This window comes from Streptomyces herbicida, assembly GCF_032656585.1.
Classification (GTDB): Bacteria; Actinomycetota; Actinomycetes; order Streptomycetales; family Streptomycetaceae; genus Streptomyces; species Streptomyces herbicida.
On sequence record NZ_JAUYWJ010000001.1, the window covers coordinates 623,270 to 646,020 of the forward strand.

The 22,751-nt window shown below is 72.2% G+C and carries 17 protein-coding genes; 13 read left to right on the forward strand and 4 right to left on the reverse strand.

The annotated features are described in order from the left end of the window. Nucleotides 1-25 precede the first annotated feature (25 nt). A complete protein-coding gene (locus Q8A52_RS02895; RefSeq protein ID WP_316748410.1) occupies nt 26-985 on the reverse strand; it encodes an ABC transporter substrate-binding protein in 960 nt (319 codons plus the stop codon). Nucleotides 986-1,540: 555 nt separating this feature from the next. Here Q8A52_RS02895 and Q8A52_RS02900 point away from each other — a divergent pair. From Q8A52_RS02900 to Q8A52_RS02915, 4 genes are all read left to right on the forward strand, one after another. Next, nucleotides 1,541-2,764: an NAD(P)-dependent malic enzyme gene (locus Q8A52_RS02900; RefSeq protein ID WP_316748412.1), complete on the forward strand. Its 1,224-nt coding sequence runs from the start codon at nt 1,541-1,543 to the stop codon at nt 2,762-2,764. A 190-nt stretch (nt 2,765-2,954) separates the two neighbouring features. After that, the gene (locus Q8A52_RS02905) at nt 2,955-3,920 is read left to right on the forward strand and encodes a zinc-binding dehydrogenase (protein ID WP_316748414.1); all 966 of its coding nucleotides are present in this window, start codon (nt 2,955-2,957) and stop codon (nt 3,918-3,920) included. 134 nt (nt 3,921-4,054) lie between these two features. Next, nucleotides 4,055-4,264, forward strand: a complete 210-nt coding sequence (locus Q8A52_RS02910; RefSeq protein WP_316748415.1) for a helix-turn-helix domain-containing protein — start codon at nt 4,055-4,057, stop codon at nt 4,262-4,264. Then, nucleotides 4,264-4,821: a Clp protease N-terminal domain-containing protein gene (locus Q8A52_RS02915; RefSeq protein ID WP_316748417.1), complete on the forward strand. Its 558-nt coding sequence runs from the start codon at nt 4,264-4,266 to the stop codon at nt 4,819-4,821. The genes Q8A52_RS02910 and Q8A52_RS02915 overlap by 1 nt, the downstream gene beginning before the upstream one ends. A 60-nt stretch (nt 4,822-4,881) precedes the next feature. Here Q8A52_RS02915 and Q8A52_RS02920 read toward each other — a convergent pair whose 3' ends face one another. Then, entirely contained in the window at nt 4,882-5,964 is a 1,083-nt protein-coding gene (locus Q8A52_RS02920) for a PadR family transcriptional regulator (protein WP_316748419.1), read from the reverse strand. Nucleotide 5,965: 1 nt separating this feature from the next. Further along, nucleotides 5,966-7,030, reverse strand: a complete 1,065-nt coding sequence (locus Q8A52_RS02925; protein ID WP_316748421.1) for a DUF4097 family beta strand repeat-containing protein — start codon at nt 7,028-7,030, stop codon at nt 5,966-5,968. 152 nt (nt 7,031-7,182) lie between these two features. On the opposite strand from Q8A52_RS02925, the gene Q8A52_RS02930 reads away from it, so the two are divergent. After that, nucleotides 7,183-8,040: a hypothetical protein gene (locus Q8A52_RS02930; protein ID WP_316748422.1), complete on the forward strand. Its 858-nt coding sequence runs from the start codon at nt 7,183-7,185 to the stop codon at nt 8,038-8,040. Nucleotides 8,041-8,074: 34 nt separating this feature from the next. Here the strand turns inward: Q8A52_RS02930 and Q8A52_RS02935 are convergent, their stop codons facing one another. Further along, nucleotides 8,075-8,254, reverse strand: coding sequence for a DUF6104 family protein (locus Q8A52_RS02935; protein WP_028420339.1), 180 nt, complete (start codon nt 8,252-8,254; stop codon nt 8,075-8,077). Nucleotides 8,255-9,077: 823 nt separating this feature from the next. Here Q8A52_RS02935 and Q8A52_RS48945 point away from each other — a divergent pair. From Q8A52_RS48945 to fxsT, 8 genes are all read left to right on the forward strand, one after another. Beyond that, on the forward strand, nt 9,078-9,857 hold the full coding sequence (locus Q8A52_RS48945; RefSeq protein WP_408649161.1) for a CU044_2847 family protein: 780 nt from the start codon (nt 9,078-9,080) through the stop codon (nt 9,855-9,857). Then, nucleotides 9,854-11,983 (forward strand): VMAP-C domain-containing protein, encoded by a 2,130-nt coding sequence (locus Q8A52_RS02945; protein ID WP_316748424.1) that lies wholly within the window; start codon nt 9,854-9,856, stop codon nt 11,981-11,983. The genes Q8A52_RS48945 and Q8A52_RS02945 overlap by 4 nt, the downstream gene beginning before the upstream one ends. 111 nt (nt 11,984-12,094) lie before the next feature. Continuing rightward, nucleotides 12,095-13,117 (forward strand): AAA family ATPase, encoded by a 1,023-nt coding sequence (locus tag Q8A52_RS02950; protein WP_316748426.1) that lies wholly within the window; start codon nt 12,095-12,097, stop codon nt 13,115-13,117. Between the two features lie 7 nt (nt 13,118-13,124). Further along, on the forward strand, nt 13,125-16,526 hold the full coding sequence (locus tag Q8A52_RS02955) for an SAV_2336 N-terminal domain-related protein (RefSeq protein WP_316748428.1): 3,402 nt from the start codon (nt 13,125-13,127) through the stop codon (nt 16,524-16,526). Between the two features lie 41 nt (nt 16,527-16,567). After that, the gene (gene fxsA, locus Q8A52_RS02960) at nt 16,568-16,768 is read left to right on the forward strand and encodes an FxSxx-COOH cyclophane-containing RiPP peptide (protein ID WP_316748430.1); all 201 of its coding nucleotides are present in this window, start codon (nt 16,568-16,570) and stop codon (nt 16,766-16,768) included. A 139-nt stretch (nt 16,769-16,907) separates the two neighbouring features. Next, nucleotides 16,908-18,104, forward strand: coding sequence for an FxsB family cyclophane-forming radical SAM/SPASM peptide maturase (locus Q8A52_RS02965; protein WP_316748432.1), 1,197 nt, complete (start codon nt 16,908-16,910; stop codon nt 18,102-18,104). After that, nucleotides 18,104-19,567, forward strand: a complete 1,464-nt coding sequence (locus Q8A52_RS02970; protein ID WP_316748760.1) for an aKG-HExxH-type peptide beta-hydroxylase — start codon at nt 18,104-18,106, stop codon at nt 19,565-19,567. The genes Q8A52_RS02965 and Q8A52_RS02970 overlap by 1 nt, the downstream gene beginning before the upstream one ends. A 140-nt stretch (nt 19,568-19,707) precedes the next feature. After that, nucleotides 19,708-22,719: an FxSxx-COOH system tetratricopeptide repeat protein gene (gene fxsT / locus Q8A52_RS02975; protein ID WP_316748434.1), complete on the forward strand. Its 3,012-nt coding sequence runs from the start codon at nt 19,708-19,710 to the stop codon at nt 22,717-22,719. Nucleotides 22,720-22,751 lie beyond the last annotated feature (32 nt).

The following is a 22,751-nucleotide window of genomic DNA, read 5'->3' on the forward strand; positions in this document are numbered from 1 at the left end:
GCCCTTCAGTCTTGCTCGGGGCTGCTCAGGAGCCGCCGTTGATCTTCGCCTCGGTGACCGCGCCCTGCGAGACGTTCCACTTCTCGAGGATCTTCTGGTACTCGCCGCTCTTGATGATCGCCGCCATGGCGGCCTGCAGCGCGTCGCGCAGCTGGGTGTCCTTCTTGCCGACCGCGATGCCGTACGGACCGGCCTCGATCTGGTCGCCGACGACCTCGAAGTCCTTGCCACCGCCGGAGGTCTTGGCGTTGTAGGCCGCGACGGGGAAGTCGTTCAGGTCCGCGACGGACGCGCCCTGCTTCAGACGGAGCAGCGCCTCGGGGTCGGTGTCGAAGGTCTGCAGCGTGATGGCCTTCTTGCCGTCCTTCTTACACTTGGTGCTCTGCGCCTTGGCGATGCCCTCGGACGTGGTGCCGCGCTGCAGGGCCACGACCTTGCCGCACAGGTCGTCCAGGGACTTGATGCCCTTCGGGTTGCCCTTCTGGACGAGGATCGAGGTGCCGGCGGTGAAGTAGTCGACGAAGTCGACGCCGTTGCCGACCTTCTTGCCGGAGTCGGAGTCGATGCCGTTCTGGCGGTCCTTGGTGTCGTTCATCGCCGACATGATGACGTTGGAGCGGCCGCCCTGCAGGCCCACGATGAGCTGGTCGAACTTGCCGTTCGTGAACTGGAACTTCACGCCCAGCTGCTTGCCGAGGGCGTCCGCGATGTCAGGGTCGATACCGACGGCCTTGCCGTTCTCCATGTACTCGACCGGCGGGTAGGCGATGTCGGAGCCCACCTTGATGACGCCCGCCTTCTTGATGTCCGCGGGGAGCTTGTCGGCGAGCGGCGCCGAAGCGGAGGACGTGGTGGAACCGCCGTCGCTGCCCTTGTCCGTCTGGTCACCGCAGCCGGTGAGGATCAGGGCGCCAGCGACCGCGATCGCACCGACCGCAGCAGTCCGGGTGCGGGCGGTCGTACGACGGGTGGAGCTTGCGGTCATGGTTGGTTCCTCCGGCGGAAGGGGTGGAGATTGCCGTTAGGTCGACGAGAACACACACCTGGGGGTGTCGCGACCTCGTGGGTTTACGGCATCTTGCCATTCGGACTGCGCTATTCAGGGGACTCGCTATGTCAAAATCGGATAACGGGTGACCCCCGAACCGCGTCAGGTCGGCACATTAGGCCGGACTGTCTGCGGGAATCCCCGGTACCGGCCGAAATTCCTTCGGTGCATCTCACCATGTGGTCGGTGCTTGCCCGGGCGTTCGCCGACGTGTGCAGGGCGCTCCATCTCGCCTCGACGTCGCCTCGATGTCATCAGGACGTGACCTTCTAGTCCCGTGATGTGACCTTGCACCTAATGGACTCGTCGTCGGCCCTGTCCGTCGGGTAAGAAGGTTCTTTACACCCCTCATCCGGGGCTCAGGGCGCGTGTGCGGCGCGCCCGTCGTGCACGACCCGTACGTATCAGGCAATCGGGTCGTATGCGGTCCCGCCCACTCTTCACCAGGAGTGGTCAACCCTCAAACCATGAATATTTAAGGGGTAAAACGAAGTGGCAGCGGAGATCGTCAATCCTCGCAGCGACAACAGTACGGAGCAGGACGGCGGGGCCGAGCCCCTCGATTCCTTCGATCCGGCGTTCGCGCTGCACCGCGGCGGCAAGATGGCTGTGCAGGCCACCGTGCCGCTGCGTGACAAGGACGACCTGTCCCTCGCGTACACGCCCGGCGTCGCGCGCGTGTGCACCGCGATCGCGGAGCAGCCGGAGCTGGTCAACGACTACACGTGGAAGTCGTCCGTCGTCGCGGTCGTGACCGACGGTACGGCCGTCCTCGGACTCGGGGACATCGGCCCCGAGGCCTCCCTTCCGGTGATGGAAGGGAAGGCGATCCTTTTCAAGCAGTTCGGCGGCGTGGACGCCGTCCCGATCGCGCTCGACTGCACCGGCGTCGACGAGATCGTGGAGACCGTCGTCCGGCTGGCCCCGTCCTTCGGCGGGGTGAACCTGGAAGACATCTCGGCACCGCGGTGCTTCGAGATCGAGCGCAAGCTCCAGGAGCGGCTGGACATCCCGGTCTTCCACGACGACCAGCACGGTACGGCGGTCGTGACCCTGGCGGCGCTGCGGAACGCGGCGCGGCTGAGCGGGCGCTCGATCGGTGATCTGCGTGCGGTGATCTCGGGTGCCGGCGCGGCCGGTGTCGCCATCGCCAAGATGCTGGTCGAGGCCGGTATCGGTGATGTCGCGGTGGCCGACCGCAAGGGCGTCGTGTCGGCCGACCGTGAGGACCTGACGTCCGTCAAGCGTGAGCTCGCCGGGTTCACCAACAAGGCGGGCATCAGCGGTTCGCTCGAGGACGCGCTGGCCGGCGCCGACGTCTTCATCGGCGTCTCCGGCGGTACGGTCCCCGAGGCCGCGGTGGCCTCCATGGCCGAGGGTGCCTTCGTCTTCGCCATGGCCAACCCCAACCCCGAGGTGCACCCCGACGTCGCGCACAAGTACGCGGCGGTCGTCGCCACCGGGCGGTCGGACTTCCCGAACCAGATCAACAACGTGCTGGCGTTCCCCGGGATCTTCGCGGGCGCGCTCCAGGTGCGGGCCTCCCGGATCACCGAGGGGATGAAGATCGCGGCGGCCGAGGCGCTGGCCGCGGTGGTCGGCGACGATCTTGCCGCCGACTATGTCATTCCGTCGCCGTTCGACGAGCGGGTTGCTCCGGCGGTGACCGCGGCGGTTGCGGCTGCCGCGCGGGCCGAGGGTGTTGCCCGTCGGTGACGCTTGGAATGGCCCCGTCCGTTCGGGCGGGGCCATTTTTTTGCACACGCGTCCGGCCGTCCGGGTGATTTCGAGGGTGTTGTCGCCCTGGGGGTGTCGCCCCCCGGACCCCCGCGCCGCTGCGCAAGAGGGCATGTGTCACAGCGGGCCGTGGTTCCGTCCGACTGATCGGCAACCTATCGTCGAGCCCATGTTCGCTGTCTACGCCGCCCGAATCGACCGCGACCAGCCGCTCTCCGGCCTTGAGTTGGGGGAGCGCCCGGCCCCCGAGGCCCGCCCCGGCTGGAGCACCGTCAACGTCAGGGCCGCTTCCCTCAACCATCACGACCTCTGGTCCCTCCGGGGCGTCGGCCTCCCGGAGGAACGGCTGCCGATGATCCTCGGCTGCGACGCCGCCGGCGTCGACGAGGACGGCAACGAGGTCGTCCTGCACTCCGTCATCGGCCAGAGCGGCCACGGCGTCGGCCCCGACGAGCCCCGCTCGATCCTCACCGAGCGCTACCAGGGCACCTTCGCCGAGCAGGTCGCCGTACCGACCTGGAACATCCTGCCCAAGCCCAAGGAGCTCTCCTTCGAGGAGGCCGCCTGCCTGCCCACGGCCTGGCTGACGGCGTACCGGATGCTCTTCACCAACGCGGGGGTGCGTCCCGGGGACTCCGTCCTCGTCCAGGGCGCCGGCGGCGGTGTCGCCACGGCCGCGATCGTGCTCGGCAAGGCGGCGGGGCTCAGGGTCTTCGCCACCAGCCGTGACGAGGCGAAGCGCAAGCGGGCCCTGGAACTCGGCGCCGTGGAGGCGGTCGAGTCGGGGGCGCGGCTGCCCCAGAGGGTGGACGCCGTCATCGAGACCGTCGGCGCCGCCACCTGGTCCCACTCGGTGAAGTCGCTGCGCCCGGGCGGCACCGTCGTCATCTCCGGTGCCACGAGCGGCGACCGTCCCTCGCACGCCGAGCTGACCCGCATCTTCTTCCTGGAACTGAAGGTCGTCGGCTCCACCATGGGCACCAAGGACGAGCTGGAGGACCTGCTCTCCTTCTGCGCCGCCACGGGTGTGCGTCCCGTGATCGACGAGGTCCTCCCGCTCGACCGCGCCCGCGAGGGCTTCGAGCGGCTGGAGTCCGGTGACCAGTTCGGGAAGATCGTGCTCACCAGCAGCTGATCCTCGAGCAGCTGATCGTCGCCGCAGTGCTCTGACTGTCGCCCCTGTACGACGGCCGGTCCGGTTTCCGGGCCGGCCGTCGGTATGTGTCAATCATGGTTGACATGAGGCCCCTGTCAACTTAGGTTGACATCATGACCGAAGCAACGGATCTCGCCGAGCGGGCGGGTGACCGCGATCCGCGGATCGGACTGCGTGCCGTCGCCGCATTGCGCAGGCTGCTGGAGCAGCTGGAGACGGTGCAGGTGCGCAGTGCGCGCAACCAGGGCTGGTCGTGGCAGGAGATCGCCGCCGAACTCGGCGTCAGCAGGCAGGCCGTGCACAAGAAGTACGGGAGGCAGTGATGTTCGAACGGTTCACAAAGGATGCCCGTGCCGCCGTGCAAGGTGCGGTCGCGCATGCCGAGCGGCTGAGCGACGAACGAGTCGAGGAGTCCCATCTTCTGCTCGCCCTTCTCGAACGGGAGGGCAGTCGAGGATCGTTCGCCCTGGCGTCGCTCGGGCTGTCGGCGGGGCGGCGGGAGGGGGTGGTGCGAGCGCTGGCCGAGGCCCGGCGCCGCGGCGGGCTCTCCCGGGCCGACGCGGACGCGCTGTCGGGGCTGGGGATCGACCTCTCGGAGATCGTGTCCCGGGTGGAAGAGGCCCATGGGGAGGGGGTCTTGGCGGCCGGTCGGAAGGGATCTTCCGGGCGGCGGCCGTTCAGTCCGGGTGCCAAGGATCTGCTGACCCGGTCCCTGCGCGTCGCCCTCGGCCACCGCGAGCGCCACATCGGCGACGAGCACTTCCTCCTCGCCCTGACCTCGTGTCCGGGTGTGGCCGCCGAGGCACTCGCCGAGCACGGCGTGACGCACGAGTCGCTGACCCGCGTGCTGTACGGCGGGGGAGAGGCGAAGGCGGGCTGACGGCCGCCGCCCCCGGCAGCGTGCCCGCCCCTCGCGTTGGGCGCGCTGCCGGGCAGGCGCTCAGACCTTCGGCCCGCGCAGTATCGCGCCGATGTGCGCCGCCGCCGTCGACAGATGGCGCCGGGCGTCACGGAGCTGGTCGGCCGTGACGCCGTGGTCGCGGGCGGCATCGCGGATGTCGTCCCGGAAGCGGTCGAGGAGACGGTCCAGATCGCGGACCGGGTCACCGGTGGCGTCCTCGTGGGCCCAAGCCGGTTCATAGCCGGCCGGGAAGTCCTCGGGGGTCTGCGTGTACTCCGGCTCCGCAGCGGACTTGCCAGTGGCGGCACCGGCACCGGCCCCGGCCCCTGTTCCGGGCCGTCCGAATCGCAGGTCCTTGCCGAACTCCTTCCCGAAGTCCTTCCCGAACTCGCCGAACTCCTTGGTGAGTTCGGTCAGGCCCTCACGCACCCCCGTCGGCCAGTCGCCCCGCGCGAAGTGGTCCTGCACATGCTCCTGGACCCGCCGGGCGATGCGCTGCATCTCCTCCTGCGCCTGGGCCCGGGCCCGATTCTGCGCCTCCTGGGCCTGGCGGCGGGCGCGCTGGGCCTCCTCGCGGGCGCGGCGGCTCTCGTCCTTGGCGCGCCGGGCCTGCTCCTTCCACTCCTGCTTGACGCGGCGCATCTCCTCCTTGGCCGCCCGCCAGGCTTCCTTGTCGCCCACGTCGCCGTAGTCCCCGTGGGGGCCGTGCTCCCCGGTGCCGGTCCAGGTGCCGTGCCGGGCCTCGGTGGCGGCCGCGCGCACCTCACGGCGCAGGTCGCCCGCCGCCCCGCGCACGTCGGCCCGGATCTCGGCGGCGAGTTCCGCGACCGACTCGCGGATCTCCAGCTCCAGGTCGGCCAGTTCACCGCTGCGGTCGGCCAGTTCGGCGCGGCCGGCGTCCGTGATGGCGTACACCTTGCGGCCGCCCTCGGTGGTGTGCGTGACCAGGCCCTCGGCCTCCAGCTTGGCCAGGCGCGGGTAGACGGTGCCCGCCGACGGTGCGTACAGCCCCTGGAAGCGCTCCTCGAGCAGGCGGATCACCTCGTAGCCGTGGCGCGGGGCCTCGTCCAGCAGCTTGAGCAGGTAGAGGCGGAGGCGGCCGTGGGCGAAGACGGGAGGCATGTCAGAGCACCTTCTTGTCGGTCGTGCCGTCGGCCGGGGCGTCGTCGCTCGCGTCGTCGTCCGGGCCGGAAACGGAATTCTCCCCCAGGTCGCCCCGTGTTTCGGCCGCCGGGGCGGTCACCGGGTCGGTCGGCGCGTCCGGCACGGTCTCGGCCGCCGTACCGTCCGTCGAACGGTCCGCCGTCCCCTCGGTCACGGCCTCGGAGGCGAACTCGACCTCCTTGACCGGCGGTTCGGTGTCCCAAGTCTCGTCCTCGTCCTCCCTCGGGGGGCGGCGCAGCAGGGCGATCGAGCCGGAGACCGTGGTGGCCCTGAGCCTGCCGGTGCCCGCGCCGAGGCGGCCGGTGATCTTGTGCGCGCCCCACTGGCCGTGGACCCGCAGGCCGTCGAAGGCGTTGGAGATGGTGCCGCTCGCCGTGTTCGCCTCGACCTCGGCGTCCGCCGGGTGCGGGAGCCTTATGGCGATCTCGCCGGAGACGCTGGTCAGTCTGACGTCCGTCGGGCCGTCCGGGTCGAGGTCGATGATCATTGAGCCGCTCACCGAGTCGGCGCGCACGGAGGAGCCCGAGCCCTCGACGACGGTCAGGTCGCCGGAGACGGAGTTGAATCGCAGGTCGCCGGTGACGGCCTGGGCCTCCAGGTTTCCGGACACCGTGCTCGCGCGGACCGGGCCGGAGAGAGCGACCAGTGTCGTGTCGCCCGTGACGCCCTTGATCTCCGAGTGGCCGCGGATTCCCGAGACGACGGCGCCGGCGCCGACCACTCCGACCTCCACGCGGGTCTGCGCGGGGACCGCCAGGGAGACGACCGCGCTGCGCCGCCAGCCCTTGCGGTCGAGCCACTTGAGGAAGCCCTTCCAGGGCAGGTCCTCGTACGCCACCGTGAGCGTGCCGCCCTCCTGGGTGACCACCAGGGGTGGGCCCTCCATGTCCGAGATCTCCAGACGCGCGGAACCCTCGTCCGTGCCCATGACGTTGACCGTTCCGTTGACGATGCGTACGTGCAGCTCGCTCACCGGATCGTCGAAGGTGAGCTTCGTGGGCTCGGCGACGGACCACTCGGACATGGTGCTGACCTCCTTCACGGGACGCGACACGCCATATCGCGTCTTCCGTAAAACACGATATATCGCGGCCATGGAAAGTCAAGACACTCGTTCGCGTGATCGTCGCTGCCTCATATCAGGCGTGACGTGGCTGAATTGCCTAGCGTGTGACCATGTCGACGGATGGGTTTCGGGCCGGTTCACGGGGCGCTCCCGCCCCCGGTGCCCTGCTGCTCTGCCGGGCGGCACCGGATTCCGTCGCCCCGGCCGCCAACCTGCTGCGCGAGCGGATGCTGCTCACCGGGGCCGGCGACGAATGGAGCGTGCTCGTACCCGAGGGCACCCCGTGGCTCCACGCCGGTGAGCCGGTCGACCGTGTCGTGAACGGCTGGGCCGCGGCGCTGGCCGTCGGTTCGGCCTGGCCCGTGCTCGCGCTGTGGTGGGACGCCGACCGCGCCGGGTTCACCCTCGCCTCCGGCTTCCGCCGTCCCGTCGGTTACGTCTGGCTGGCCAACGGCACCCCGGCGGGGGAGGACGAGGCGATGAGTACCTTCGCCGCGCGGGTGGGACTCGATCCCGTACTGGACGTGGAGCCCCTCGGCCGGCTGACCGAGACGGACTCCGAGACGGACGGCCGCGCCCGGCTGCGCGGGCTGCTCGCCGTACTCACGCGCGCGGGGGTGGCTCTGCCCGCCGGTGTGCTCCCAGGCGAACCCGCCGACCGGCTCCGCGAGGCCGCCCTCGCCCCGGCCGACGTGCGGCGGATCGAGGGACTGGGGGTCGTGGCGGGCTGGCGGGAGGCGGTGCGTGCCGAGCTCGAGGTGGTGGAGCGGGGGCGGCTGGCGCCGTGGCTGCCGTGGGCCGGGGATCCGCAGGCCCGTGCGCTCGCCCTGGCCCAGGTGGTGGTGGGCCTGCCGGTCATGGTGTGGGGTGTACGGCGACGCAGTGGAGGGTGGGTCGTCGCGGGGGCGCTGCTGGTGACGCACGGGGCGCTGGGGCTCGCGTACGAGCTGGTACGCCCGCGCGACTGACCAGGGCCCCGCGCGGGATGCCCCCGTCGGCTCCCTACTCGTCGTCCTCGTCGTCCAGGCGGGCCAGCCACGTCGCCAGGCGCTCCACCGGGACCTCGAAGTCGGGGTTGAGATCGACGAACGTACGGAGCTGCTCGGCGAGCCACTCGAAGGTGATCTCCTCCTCGCCGCGCCGCTTCTCCAGTTCTTCGATGCCTCGGTCGGTGAAGTACATGGATGGTGCTCCGTGGTCAGTGCGGGGTGGGCCAGGGGATCCCCGCAGGAAGAAGGGGTGCGGTCTGCCCCTGCGTGGAGCCACGACAGGGACGGACAAGAAAAGGATAGGCGCACGGAACAGGGCCCCCGTGGGCCGCATGTCCTCTTGCCGTGGGCCTTCCGGACCTGGTGGGAGGGGTTGGGCGGGCTGTACGAGGGCCGGCGCACAGCGACACCGGGGTTCCGGGGTCACTGGGTTCCGGGGTCACTGCGGCGGCACACCGGACACGCCCACGACGGGTTGGCGGTGCGCTTCGTGAACTCGTCATGGCGGTGACCGGCCTGCCGACGGCAACCGCCTTGCGAGAAGGGCTCATTGACATCGGGCCTACTTCCCGGCGGGCCTGCGCCCGCAGGGGGCCACGTGCTTGGCCCAACGGTTCCAGGGAGGCCACGTCGTCCTGCCGCGCTCGCCGCAGGCCGACGACCGGCTCACCGGAGGGGCCGTCGTGACCGGCCTCATCTGGTGGACCCGGCCGCGAGGGCCGTTGGCGGCTGCTGGTGCGGGAGGAGCAGTTTTCGGCCTCGGTTCGGCGAAGGGGTAGGGGCCGCCTGCCGGGGGAAGGACTCTTTCCCTGCGGGAAAGGTGAGGTCTTCCGATACGGGCAGTGAGGCCTTGCCGTACGAGCAGAACGGGAAACAGCGAGGAGCAGGGGCGTAGGGAGCGCACGGCCTGACAGGGTTCGGGCTGGCCTCTCGCGCCGCGGACACCCTGGGGCCGGCCTGCCTGCGGGCACCGGCACGGGTCGACGGGGGAACGGGGTATTCGTATGGGACAGGAAGTGACGCGGGTAGCGCGCATCGAGCTGCCGGACGGCACGCCCGTGTGGGCCCGGATATCGGGGGCCGAGGAGCTGGCCGTGCCGTCGGGGGAGCTGTCGTACACGGACACCGGGTTCGCCGAGCGGGTGGAGGCGAGTGTCGAGAGCCTGCACTCGCTCGTCACCGGTGTCGCACGGTCGCTGGCCGGTCCGCTGCGCGCGGTACGGCCGGACGAGGTGAGCGTCGAGTTCGGGATCGAGCTGACCGCGAAGGCCGGCAAGGTCGTGGGACTGCTTGCGGACGGCGAGGCCAAGGCCGGCATCACCGTGACCCTGACCTGGAACGGCGGCGGCCCACCGGATCCGTCGTCCCCGGACCCTGCACCGGACCCGACCCCGGCCCCCGGCGCAGACCCCACGCCCCCCGGCGCTGCTCCGGCCCCGGCATCCTCGGGCCCCGCCCCGGCTCCCGCTTCGGGCTCGCCCTCGGCGTCCTCGGGCCCCGCCCCGGCTCCCGCTTCGGGCTCGCCCTCGGCGCCCTCGGGCCCCGCCCCGGCTCCCGCTTCGGGCTCGCCCTCGGCGTCCTCGGGCCCCGCCCCGGCTCCCGCTTCGCGCTCGGCCTCGGCGTCCGCGCGCCCCGCCCCACCCCCGGCCCTCAACGCACACCCCGGCCATCCCAACACCCCCGCCTCCGGCAGCAACCTCCCACCCAGCCCCGGCGACAGCCACCGCGCGGGCGCGTCCACCGGCGCCCCGGTGCACGGGGGCGCCCGGGTGGCCGTCGGTGGGGGCGGGGTATGACCGATCGGCACGACGGGGGCGCATCGGGTGGGTTTCATGCCGCCCACCATGCTCTGCGTGAACTCGTCATGGCGGCGACGGTGCGCATTCATCGCACAGGTGTCGGGTATGCCCTGGACGAGCCCGGCACCTTCCTCGGCAGTGGCTTCTTCATCGCGCCGAACTGGGTTCTGACCTGCGCACACGTGGTGGACGGAGGGGAGGGCGGCGAAGTGTCGGTGGTCTATGAGACCGGACCGGGCCAGGGACCGTCCGCCGTTCCCGGACGGGTCGCGGCGACCCTGCCCGAGCACCTCGAACGCCGGGTGCCCGGCAGCTGGCCCGCCCCGGACCTCGCGCTGGTCCGGCTCCGTGAACCCGTCGACCACGACTGCGTGTACGTCTCCGAGCGGCCGACGGCGCACTACGGCGAGGGCCGGGTGTTCTACGCGGGCTGGACCGTGACCGGAGGCCAGCTGCAGATCCTGGACGGGTTCCTCTCCGTGCAGGGAACCATCGGCGGCTGGTCGGCGGGGGTGCAGATGCGGCTCGGGCAGAACGACCTGCCGCCCGGTGTCTCGGGCGGCCCCGTGATCGACCCGGTGCGCGGTGAGGTCATCGGCGTACTGAAGTCCCGCGCCGACCACGGCACGGGCGGCACCTCCACGGGGATCGAGCGCCTGCGGACGTTACAGGTGCCGCCGGACGGGGTGCGGACCGAGCACGACGACGTCTACCAGGCCGTCTTTCACGCCCACGACCGCTACCACCGCGACCGGCAGCAGCCCTCCGACTCCCGCCGCCCCACCTGGGCCGACGTGCAGGGAGAGCTCGGCAGCCGCCCCGGCCGCACGCTGGGTCCGGACGAGCGCAGCGAGCTGCTCGGCCGGCTCGCCGACCTGCCGCCTCCCGCCACCACCCGCGGTCTGCTCGACATACTCGACTCCCTGCCGAACTTCCGGTTCCCGTCCTTGATGCCCGCGCCGCGCGGCTGGCGCGACGGCCTCGGCATGCTGTACGAGAACGCCCGCCAGGACGGCGAGCTGAAACTCGTCCTCGACTACGCGATGCAGGCCATGTGCGCCGAGCGTCCCGCCACGCCCAGCATGCTGGATGCCGAACAGGCTCTGTGGGACTGGGTGAAGAAGGCGTCGACGGGGCTCGACATCGGCTACCGCAACGCCCTGGCCCGGCAGCGCGCCAAGTGGCTGGGGCTGCGCCGCCGTCCCGCGACCGCGCAGGTCCCCGCCCCGACGTCACCGGTGGAGGAGCTCCGGGAGCACCCCCGGGACGCCGGGCCCGGACTGTCCGTGCTGCTCGAAGTGCTGCCGAGGGGCTGGGAGCCCGACCGCTGCGACTGGTCGGTCTGCGTGGCCCGCCCCGACGGCGACGTGACCCGTCTCCACGAGGCCGAGCGCACCCCGCTGGACGACCTCCCGGCGCAGGTCACCGCTCCGCTCGCCGAGGCCTTCCGCCGCTGCGACGAGCCGGGGCGGCCGGCGGCCCTGCACGCGGCCCTGCCGCACCAGCTGCTCGGGCTGGCCGTGGACGACTGGCGGCTGCGGCCGGACGGCCCCCCGCTGGGCGAGCAGCGCCCGGTCGTCGTGCGCTGCTCCGACCGCGACCAGCTGCCCGGTGACGGCGAGTTCGGGACGTCCGGCCCCGAGTGGGGCGAGGACGCCGACGAGGACGACGAGCGCCTGGACCGCTGGCACCGGCTGCACGCACGTGACGCGCAGGCCGAAGTCCTCGACTGCGACGACGGAGTGCGCGAGCCGGTGCCGACCGTGGACGAACTGCGCAGCCTCGGGCCCCGTACGGTCCCGGTGCTGTGCCGCTACGGCGACCGGCGCTACGAGGACGACGGCGCCGCGCTCGGCCGGATCGTGCACGCCGGCTTCGGCGTGGTCCTGTGGCGTCGCTGGCGCAGCCAACCGGACGCCGTGTGCGGCGAGTTCCACCGCGGAGCCAAACAGGTCGTCGACGACGGGGACGGCGCGGCGTTCCTGCCGGACCTGGTGCACCGGCTCCGGGTGAATCTCCGCGCGGGTCTCGTCGAGGCCTACTGGGCCCACGGCATTGCGCTGTTGTACGACGATCCGCACCAACCTCTGCCCGGAACAGGCGATCTGCTGGAGGCCCCCTGATGCGACGCGCCCCGTGCGCCCTCCGGCCCCTTACCAGCTTTCCCGTGGGTCGATACCGTGATGCACGTTCGACGGCTGCCGTGGTGAACGAGTGACGACGAGGACCGGACCATGACCGATTCCAGTGAGTGGCTCATCTACCGAGGCGCCGGGGAACCCCACGACGGAATGAGCCGGTTGCCTCCCCCGCCGCCCTGGCGGGACTTCGCCGGCCGGGACGCGGCGGGCGACGGCGACGGCTCCCAGGACCGCAGACTGGGCGCGCACCGGCATCTGGCGGAGCTGCACCGGCCCGGGGCCGAGGAGCTCGAGATGATCAACGCGGCGCTGTATCTGCGCCGCCCCCTCCTCGTCACCGGCAGCCCCGGCGCGGGCAAGAGCACGCTGGCCCATTCCGTGGCGTACGAGCTGGGCCTCGGCGACGTCCTGCGCTGGTCCATCGTCAGCCGCTCCACGCTGCAGGACGGCCTGTACCACTACGACGCCATCGCCCGGCTGCAGGATGTCCAGATCGCCGCGCAGGGCGGGTTCGGCGCGGCGGCCGGCAGCCCCGGAGCGGTCGAGGCCATCGGCAGCTACATCCGTCTCGGCCCGCTCGGCACCGCCCTGCTGCCCTCCGACACCCCGCGCGTGCTGCTCATCGACGAGCTCGACAAGAGCGACATCGATCTGCCCAACGACCTGCTGAACGTCCTGGAGGAGGGCGAGTTCGAGATCCCCGAGCTGGAGCGCCTCGCCGACCGGCTGCCCGACGGCGAGGCCGAGGTGCTCACCGCCGACGGCACCAAGGTCCGCGTCCGCGACGGCCGGGTGCGCTGCCGGGCCTTCCCGTTCGTGGTCCTCACCAGCAACGGGGAACGGGACTTCCCGGCCCCGCTGATGCGCCGCTGCATCCACCTCGAACTCGGACGCCCCGACCACAACAGGCTCGCCACCTTCGTCCGCGCCCACCTCGGCGACGAGGCGGCGCGCGCGGGCGACGACCTGATCAGCCGTTTCCTCGAGCGCTCCCGCAGTGAACTCCTCGCCGCCGACCAGCTGCTGAACGCGATCTATCTCACCGACGCGGCGGCCCCGCCCAGCCGTGACCGCCTCGCCGACCTGCTCATCCAGCGACTCGACCGCCCGAGGTGAGGCGCTGATGCCCGACGCAGCGGCGCGACACGGCCCCGTCCACCCCGGCCGCGGCCCCGAGGACGGGCCCCCGGGCGCGCCCGAAGCCGTGGGTTCCGCCGTGCCCGGCGGCGACCCGGTCGCCGAACTGATCGTCCGGCTCCGGGAGATCGGCCTGGAACCGGACGCCGAAGGGCTGTGCGACGCCCTGTGGCTGGCCGAGCGGACCCGTCCGACGCATGCCGCCGAGCCCGACGACCGGGCCACCCCACGGGGAGGCCCGCCCGCGGGGTACGGCGGTGAGCGGACTTCCCCGGACCGGGCCACCGTCACGGACCGGCACCAGGTCCCGGACGGTGCCCCCGCGCCGCCGGAGCCACAGGAGTACGACGCGGGCGCCGACCGCCGTGTGGCCCTGTATCCCCTGCCGTTCTCCAGTGCCCCGCCCCAGGGCGGTCCGGGGCGGGCGGCACCGCTGCCCGTCGGGGTACCCGCTGCCCCGGCCTTTCCCGCTCCACTCGAACTCCAGCGCGCTTTAAGGCCGTTGCAGGGCTACCGGAGCCCGGCTCCACCGCTGCGCTCGACGTTGGACGAGACGGCGACGGCGGAGCTGAGCGCGCGGGCGGGCGGACTCGTCATTCCCGTGTTCCGGGCCGTGCGCCGGGCCGACGCGCGGCTCCAGCTGGTGATGGACGCCTCGTCGTCCATGCGGGTGTGGGACCGCATGTTCACCGAACTGGAGCAGGTCTTCGCGCAGCTGGGCGCCTTCTGGGACATCGAGGTCACTCATCTGCACCAGGGTCCGGACGGCGAGCCGGCCGTCAGCCGCAGCCCCGAGCCCCATGCCGGCCCGCTGCACTCCGCCGACCGGCTCAGCGATCCCACAGGACGCCGCGTCACCCTGCTGGTCAGCGACTGCGCAGGGCCCCTGTGGCGCTCAGGCCAAGCCCACCGGCTGCTCCACCATCTCTCCCGGCAGGCCCCGGCCGCCGTGCTCCAGCCATTGCCCCAGCGCATGTGGAACCGCACCCGACTCCCCGTTCTCTACGGCGAGTTGATGCGCGGCGAGAGCCTGGGCGGCGCCACCGCGCTGCGGGTGCGCACCCACGCCGGAACGCCCACGGAGGCCCGCCGCGGTGAGCTGCCCGTGCCCGTGCTGCCGCCGGAGCCGGTGGCCCTGGGAGCCTGGGCGCGGCTGCTGTCCGGGGCCGGCACCGGGCCCGTGGCCGGCGCCGTCGGCTGGGTGCGGGCCGACCAGCCGCCCGCGTCGGCGGGCCGTCCCGGGCGCCGTGCGTCCCCGCTCGAACTGGTCAGCAGGTTCCGCTCCACGGCCTCCCCGGCCGCGGGACGCCTCGCCGTCCACCTGGCGGCCGCCCCGCTCTGCCTGCCCGTGATGCAGCTGGTGCAGCGGACCATGATGCCCGGTTCCGGTCCCTCCGAACTGGCCGAGGTGCTGCTCAGCGGCCTGCTGGCGCGGGCCCGCGAGGAGCACGCCCAGGACGGCGTCCTGTGGTACGAGTTCGCGGCGGGCGTACAGGAGTCGCTGCTGTCGTCGCTGGGACGGGACGAGGCCATGCTGGTGCTGAAGCACTGCTCGGAGTACATCGAGCAGCGCTTCGGCAAGGGCGGCCCCAACTTCCCGGCCCTGGCCCTCGCCCAGCTCGGCAACGGCGGAGGGGGACGCCCGTACGCGTCCGGTGCCGGATACCCGGCCGAGAACGGCGACAACGGCGCCGCGGCTCCGGTCCCGCAGCCCTTCGCCGAGGTCGCCGCGCGGGTCCTGGAGCGGTTCATGCCGCTGCCGGAGCAGTTCGCCCTGTACGGCAGCCGGGAGCGGGAGCACCCGGACCAGAACCGCCCCGCGCACCCGGCCGTCCTCCGGGCCCGCACGCTGGTCGAGCGGTTCGACCGCGAGGGCATGGTGCAGGACCTCATCGACGCCGTTCAGCTGCTGCGCGGCGCCACCGAGCACGAGCGGCCCGCAGGCCGGGACTTCGAGCTGTGGGCCGAGTACGCCCACTGCGTCCTGCGGCTGTGGGAGATGCAGGGCGGCGCGGAGCTGCTGCGCGAGGCGGAGACGGCCGCCGAGCGCGCGGCCGCCCATCCCCGCGCGGTTCGCGAACGGGCCGTACTGGCACGGGTGTTGCGGGCTGCGGCGACGGACCGCAGGCGCCACGGGGACCAGCGCGCCGCGCTCGACCTGCTGCGCCGTGCCGACCGTGAGTACGCCGTTGCGTGCGGGGCGCCCGACCTGGACGAGGCGGAGGCGCTGCGGCTCACGCTGGAACGGGTGGGTGCCCTGGAGGCGCAGTGGCGGCTCGGCGGCGACAGTGCCCTGCTCCAGGGTGCGGTCGGCATGCTGGAGGCCTTCGCCGACGCCTGGCCCGACCGCCGTCGTCGCCCGCCCGAACTCCCCCTCGCGCACGGCCGTATCCTGCTGCGGCTGTCAGGAGAGACGCCCGACCGGGAACAGGCCCGCCGGTACGCGGAGCAGAGCGCGCAGTCACTGCGCAGTGCCCTGGAGCAGGACGCCGAGGCCGGCGAAGGGCTCCCGCGCGTCAGGGTCCTCCTCGACCTGGTGGACGCGCTCCTGGTGTCGGGCGGAGCACTGGACGAGGCGCAGGCGCGTGTCGAGGAGGCGCTGTCCCTCACCCGTGAACAGAGTCCGCGCTCGGCCCTGTTGGTGCGTGCCGGACGCATCGCCGCGGCCCGGTACGACGAGTCGGGCGATCCGCGTGAACTCCAGGAGGCGGCCCGGCACTTCGAGCAGGCCGCCCAGCGCATGCCCCGGGACGAGTCGGCCCATGCCGATGTGCTCGCCGAGTGGGGCGAAGTACTGCTGCGCCGGGCCGCGCTGGAGAGGGGGTTCTCCGCCCAGGAGCCCCTGTCCCGGGCGATCCGGGTCCTGCGGGACTGCCGTACGGAGACACCCGCGGGCAGCGCCCTGCTGGCCGGCCGTCTCCTCCTGCTGGGCCGCGCGCTGATGCTCAGGTTCCGGTCCCGCGGCGACCGCGTCGATCTGCGTGAGGCCGAACATCTCCTCGGCCTCGCGGCGGCCGGCGCCGACGATCCGCTGCTGGCCGCGCGGTGCTGGCTGGAACTGGGGCAGGTCCAGTTCGAGGCGTACCAGAGTCTGGGCCGCCCGGCACGGCTGGACGAGGCGGTCGACGCGTTCCGGTCGGCCGCGGAGGCGGTCCGGCAGGCGGAGCAGAACGCGGAGACGGACCGTCGCCGTCAGGAATCAGTCGAACTGGGCGCGCAGGCACACCACTGGCGGGGTATGACCTACGAGGCGGCCACGCGTCCGCGCGCCGCCCGCGAGGCCTACCGGGCGGCCCGGGCGGAGTGGTCGAAGCTGCCGGACGACCACGTGACCACGAATGAGCCGACGGCCGGGCAGACGGCACAGCGGCTGGCAGACCTGGAGTGACCCGGTCGTGGCGGGACGCCACGCGATGAAAGGGGGATGGGATGGACGTACGGGAAGAGTCGCAGCGGCAAGGGACCATGCACCGGACCGAGGCGGAGGAGGCGCTTCCGGATCTGTCGGAGCTCAGTCTCTCGGAGCTGAGGACCATTCAGCACCCGGTGCTGCGCGAGGTGGTGGAGGATCTGCGCGAGCGGTCCACGCGGCCGAGCGAGATGCTCTGGGGCTTCAACAGTGCGCTCTGAAAACATGTAACGCCGGTCATTTTCACCATTGAATCGGTCAACGTCGAACGATCTGCGTTTGTGGGGATCACCGGCCAGGGAAGCCGGTTCCGTACGAGCGGGGGCTCGCGGCGCGGACGTACGGCATGGGGGTGCTGGAGTGTCTGGAGAGGGCGCACCCGATCCGGCAGCGGCACGCCGCATCCCCTTCCGGCAGTTCGTCGTGAAGGTGCACGGCCGCTGCAACCTCGCCTGCCGCTACTGCTACCTCTACGAGGGCCCGGACCGGACCTGGCGCGACCGTCCCGCCGCGGCGCCCCCCGGCGTGCTGGACCGCGCCGCCTCCCGCATCGCCGAACACGCACGGGCCCACGGCCTGACCGACCTCTCCCTCGTCCTGCACGGGGGAGAGCCGCTGCTGGCCGGTGTGGCCACGCTCGCCCGGTTCACCGGTCTGGTACGCGACCGGGTCCCGCCCGGCTGCGCAGTCCACGCCACCGTCCAGACCAACGCCACGCTGCTGACGGAGGAGCGCCTCGCGGTCCTGGCCCGCCACCGCATCCGCGTCGGCATCAGCCTCGACGGGGGGCTGCCCGCGCACAACCTGCTCCGGGTCCGCCCTTCCGGGCGGCCGTCGTGGCCCGATGCCTCGCGCGGTGCCCGTCTCGTCGCCGCCCGCTTCCCGGAGTCGTACGCCGGAATCCTCGCGGTCGTGGATCCCACCCTGGATCCGGTGGAGATGTACGAGTCCCTGGTCGCCCTGGGCCCGCCGGCCCTCGACCTGCTGCTGCCGCACGGGAACTGGTCGACTCCGCCGCCGTACTGGAACGACTCGGGCACCGTGTACGGCACCTGGCTGTGCGCGGTCTTCGACCGCTGGTGGCAGGCGGGGCGGAGAGAGACACGGGTACGGCTCTTCGAGGAGTGCCTCGCGCTGCTGCTCGGCCTGCCGGCGGCCACGGAGTCGCTCGGTCTCACCCCCTTCGACGCCGTGGTGGTGGAGACCGACGGATCGATCGAACAGGTCGACTCGCTGAAGTCCGCGTACGACGGCGCCGCACGCACCGGCCTCGACATCCACCGGCACAGCTTCGACGACGCGCTGCGGCACCCCGCGGTGGCGGCCCGGCAGGCGGGCGCCGAGTCGCTGGCCGCGACCTGCCGGACCTGCCCGCTCCTGAACGTCTGCGGCGGCGGCCAGTACGCCCACCGCTACCGCGCCGGGCACGGCTTCACCAACCCCTCCGTGTACTGCGCCGACCTGCAGCGCCTCATCCGCCATGTGGCGGGCCGGCTCAGCGCGGACACGGTGCGGGCCGCCCCGTCCGCTGCCTCTCGGGAAGGGGGCGTCCCGTGATGCTTCCGGAGATCCCGGACCGGGTCCTCCTGGAACTCGGCCGCACCGAAGGCGGTCCCGAGGCCCTCGCGTTCCTGGCCCGTGACCAGGACACCCGTCGGCTGCTCCTGCTGCGCGCGGTGCTCGACGCGGTCGCGGGAGCCGACCCGGCGCTGTGCCCCGCCGGCGTCAGGAGGCGGCTCCTGGAGGACTGGGCGCTGCTGGAGGCGGCGGATGCGGCCGCTGCGACGGACGAGCCGGTGGGAGGCACGGCGCTCCCGGACGGCCCGACGGGTTCACCCGCCCGCGTCCGCCTTCTCGCCCCGCTGGTCGGCGCATGGGCCCAGCACTGTCTCCGCGCGCTCGGCACGGACCCCGCACTGCCGGGCGCGCCGCAGCGGGCCCGCGAACTCGGGCACGACCTGGGCCACTTCAGCGCACTGGCCGCCGCCGCCGCGGCCCGCGCCCGGCTCTCCTTCGCCGTACGGCTCACCGCCCGGGACGGACTGCTCGTACTGCCCTCCCTCGGGGCCCTGCGCACGGCGGAGACGACGGACACGCCGATTGAAGTGGTCCACCGGAACGGGCGGTTGACCATCCGTCAGCGCGGCGCGGCGGATGCCGTCGTCCATGTGGAACGAGGCACGGGAGCCTGGTCCGGCGCCGCCGCCTGGACCCCCGCCTACGCACTGCCCGGCCTCACGACCGGCGCCCCGCCCACCCCGCTGGACGACCTCGACCCGTACCGATGGGTGCAGGACGGTGTCCACCACCGGGGGCTGAGCGGTCCGGCCACCCTCGACGACGGGGAGCGCAAGCGCTGGCTGCACTCCTGGTCGGGGACCGCGGTGGAACTCCGGCTGGGCGGCGAGCAGCGCCTCCTGGAGGCCGTCCGCCTGCTGCGCTGCCTGGTCCCGCTCGCCGCGCCGCCCGGCTCGGAACCCGGCGACTGCACGGGCACCTGCAGCGGCACCCGGCGCGAGGCCTTCGGCGCCGTGCTCAGCAGCGCCCCGCACAGCCCGACGGTCCTGGCCGCGACCCTGGTGCACGAGCTTCAGCACACCAAACTCGTCGCGCTCGGCGAGGCGGTCACCCTCCACCGGGCCGATGGGCGGAAACGGTACTTCGCCCCATGGCGCACCGACCCGCGTCCCTACGACGGTCTGCTGCAGGGCACCTACTCGCACCTGGCGCTGGCCGATTTCTTCCAGCGCCGGGCGCTCACCCTCACCCGGCCGGCCGACCGGGAGGCGGCCTGGGCCGAACACGCCCGCTGCCGCGAACAGGTGGGTGCGGCGCTGCCCGCGCTCGTCGGATCGCCGGACCTGACCGTGCCCGGACGCCGGTTCGTCGACCAGATGGTGGCCGTGTACGAACGGCTCGGCGAGCATCCCGCTCCCCGTGGCCACACCGTACGGGCGCAGGCCTACGTGGCCGCGGCCCGCGGCTTGTTCTCGACCCGTCGAACTCCGCCAACTGGGTGAAAAATGTTGCCAGTTCGGGTGAAGATCGTTGCGCTTGCGGGAAGAGATGCGACCGAGGAGCGCGAGTACGACGGATACCTGTCAGCGCCTATCGCGGTGCCGCGCCGAGGTTCTAACATTACGTGCGGGGAGGCCGCTGCATGTCTGTAGTTCGTAGGCCGGTCGGGGCAGCCGACAAGGGGACCGCGAAGCCTACTGTCACGATCAGCTTCGCGGGTTTCAACCGGGCCTGGGCGGCCTGGATCGCGGACCGGCTGGAGCGGCGTGGCCTCCGAGTCGTGTACATGCGCTGGGACTCCCCCGCCGAGGTCCCGCTGGTGGACCTGCTGCGTGACCTGAAACTCGCCGAGGGCCGGATCCTCATCCTGGTCAGCGAGTGGTACTTCCAACTCGGGCCGCGCACCCACGAGGAGTGGAACGCGGCGCTGCGTGAGGTCGTGGCCCCCGACCCGTCCCGGTTCGCCGCCGTCTCCATCACCACCGCGTCCGTACCCACAGCCACCACCGTGCTCGCCCCGGCGCAGCTGACCAACATGGGCGCCGACGAGGCCGAACGGCGCCTGCTCGACCGGCTCGGCCTGCCGACCGACCCGGCGCAGGCGCCGGCCGAGGGCGAACGGCGCGGACCGCGCTTCCCGGCGTCCATGCCCGAGGTGTGGGGCGGCGTGCCGCGGCGCAACACCCGTTTCACCGGACGCGAGCCGTTCCTGAACGACGCCTACCACCTGCTGCAGGGCTCCGAACCGGGGGCCGGCGTCCTCACCCTGCACGGCATGTCCGGCGTCGGCAAGACACAGCTCGCCGCCGAGTACGTCTACCGTTTCGGCTCCGAGTACGACGTGGTGTGGTGGGTCAACGCCGAGGGTCGGGTGACCTACCGCCGGCTGATGGCCGAACTCGCCCCCAAGCTCGGCCTGTCCACCGGCGCCGAGTACGGCGAGCGCCTGCGCGCCGTACGTGACTCGCTGCGCCGCGGCGACCCCTACGCCCGCTGGCTGCTGATCCTGGACGGCGCCGACGAACCCGACCAGATCTGGGACCTCGTCCCCACCGGGCCGGGCCACGTCCTGATCACCTCGCGCAACCCCGAGTGGGGCGAGCACAACAGCAAACTGCTGGAGGTGCCCGTCTACGCCCGCGACGAGTCGGTGGCCTTCGTCCGCCGCCGCGCGCCCAGGCTGAGCGAGGAGGACGCCGACCAGCTGGCCGAGGCGCTGGAGGACCTGCCGCTGCTGCTCGACCAGACCGCCGGCTGGCTCAACGACTCCGACCTGTCGGTGGAGGACTACATCGCGCTCCTGGAGGGCGGCATCGACCAGGACGTGGTCAAGGTCTCCGCGGACTTCCCCGTCGCGTTCCAGACAGCCTGGTCGATACTGCTGAACAAACTCCGCGAGACCGTCCCGGAATCGGTCGACCTGCTGCGTCTGTGCACCTTCTTCGCGCCCGGCTTCATCCCCGTACGACTCCTGCGGGAGATGCCGCTCGAGGAACTGCCCGAACAGATCGCCGGGTTGCTCAACGACCCGCTCCTGTGGAACAAGGCGATCAACCAGCTCCGCCAGTACTCCGTCGTGCGCCTGGAGTCGCACGAGGCGGCCGGCGACGAGTCGGTCTCCTCGGGCGAGTCGCTGTATCTGCACCGCATGGTGCACCAGATCGTGCACAAGGACATGCCCGACGAGGACCGGCGCGAGTTCATCGACGTGGTCCGCAGAGCCCTGGCCGCCGCCGATCCCGGACGGGCCACGGACACCCGCCTGTGGGACGAGTACGCGGAGATCGTGCCGCACCTCAAGCACGCGGATGTCCTGAACAGCAAGGACCGGACCGTGCAGAACCTGGTCCTCAACTGTCTGCGCTACATGTACTTCACGGGCGAGTACCAGTCCGGCATGAAGCTCGGCGAGCGCGCCATGAACGCGTGGAAGTCGCTGCTCGGTGACACTCATCCGCGGATCTGGGAGCTGACCTACCACTACGCCAACCTGCTGCGCGCGGCCGGCGAGTACCGGCGCACCGAGGCCATCGAGCGCATCGCCGTCGACCACCTGCGGGTGGAGCGCGGCGAGCAGGACCTGGACTATCTGCGCGCGGCCAACGGCCTGGGCGCCGACCTGTGGGGCCTCGGGCGCTACGGCGAGGCGCGGGAGCTGTACGAGTGGCTCTACCCGGCCTACCGCGACCTGCTCGGCGAACAGGACTCGCGGACCCTCAACGCCCTGAACAACCTGGGCTTCGCGCTGCGGCTGCTCGGCCGCTACGAGGAGAGCCTGGAGATCGACCGGCGGACCATGGAGGCGCGCCGTCAGCTGCTGAAGAACCGTCACCCGTGGACGCTCTTCTCCGAGATCCACTACGCGACCAATCTGCGGCTGCTGGGGCGCTACACCGAGGCGGAGTCCGTCCAGGCGAAGAACGTGCGCGAGTACCGCCTCGTGATGGGCGCCGAGAACCCGCAGACCCTGCTGGCCGAGCACAATCTCGCCCTGTGCCTCTACCGCATCGGCGACCGCGGCAAGGCGGGGCCGATGTTCACCCGCGTACTGGAGCGCTACGAGCGCAAGCTCGGCGAGAAGGATCCGCAGACGCTGGCCGCGGCCATCAGCCACAGCTGCTTCGCCCGCGAGCACGGCGACATCGACCAGGCACGGGAGACCAGCGAGTACGTCATCGCGCGCTACGAGGCCATGCACGACGAAGGACATCCGTTCCTCGCCGGAGCCCGCACCAACCACGCGCTCATCCTGCGCAGCGTCGGCGAACGCGACCAGGCCCACGCCCTGATCGAGGCTGCGATGGCCGACATGACCGCGGCCGTGGGGGAGAACCACCCCTGGACCGTGGGCTGCGCCGTCAACGCCTCCGCCCTGCGCAACCTGGTCGGGGACACGGAGTCCGCGGCCGGACTCAGCAAGTCCGCCGCCCTGCGCGCCACCGAGATCCTCGGCCGCACCCACCCCCTGGCCCTGTCGGCCCGCATCGCCCACGCCGCCGATCTGCGCGGGCTGGGCAACCGCCGGGAGGCCGAGAAGACGGAGCAGGAGGCGCTGTCCGACCTGGCCGCCACGCTGGGGCCCCAGCACGTCCACACCCTGTCGGCACGCGCCCGCAACCGGCCCTACTGGGACTTCGAGCCCCAGGTGTCGTGAGCGGCCCGGCACCCAGGCCATGACCGAAGGGC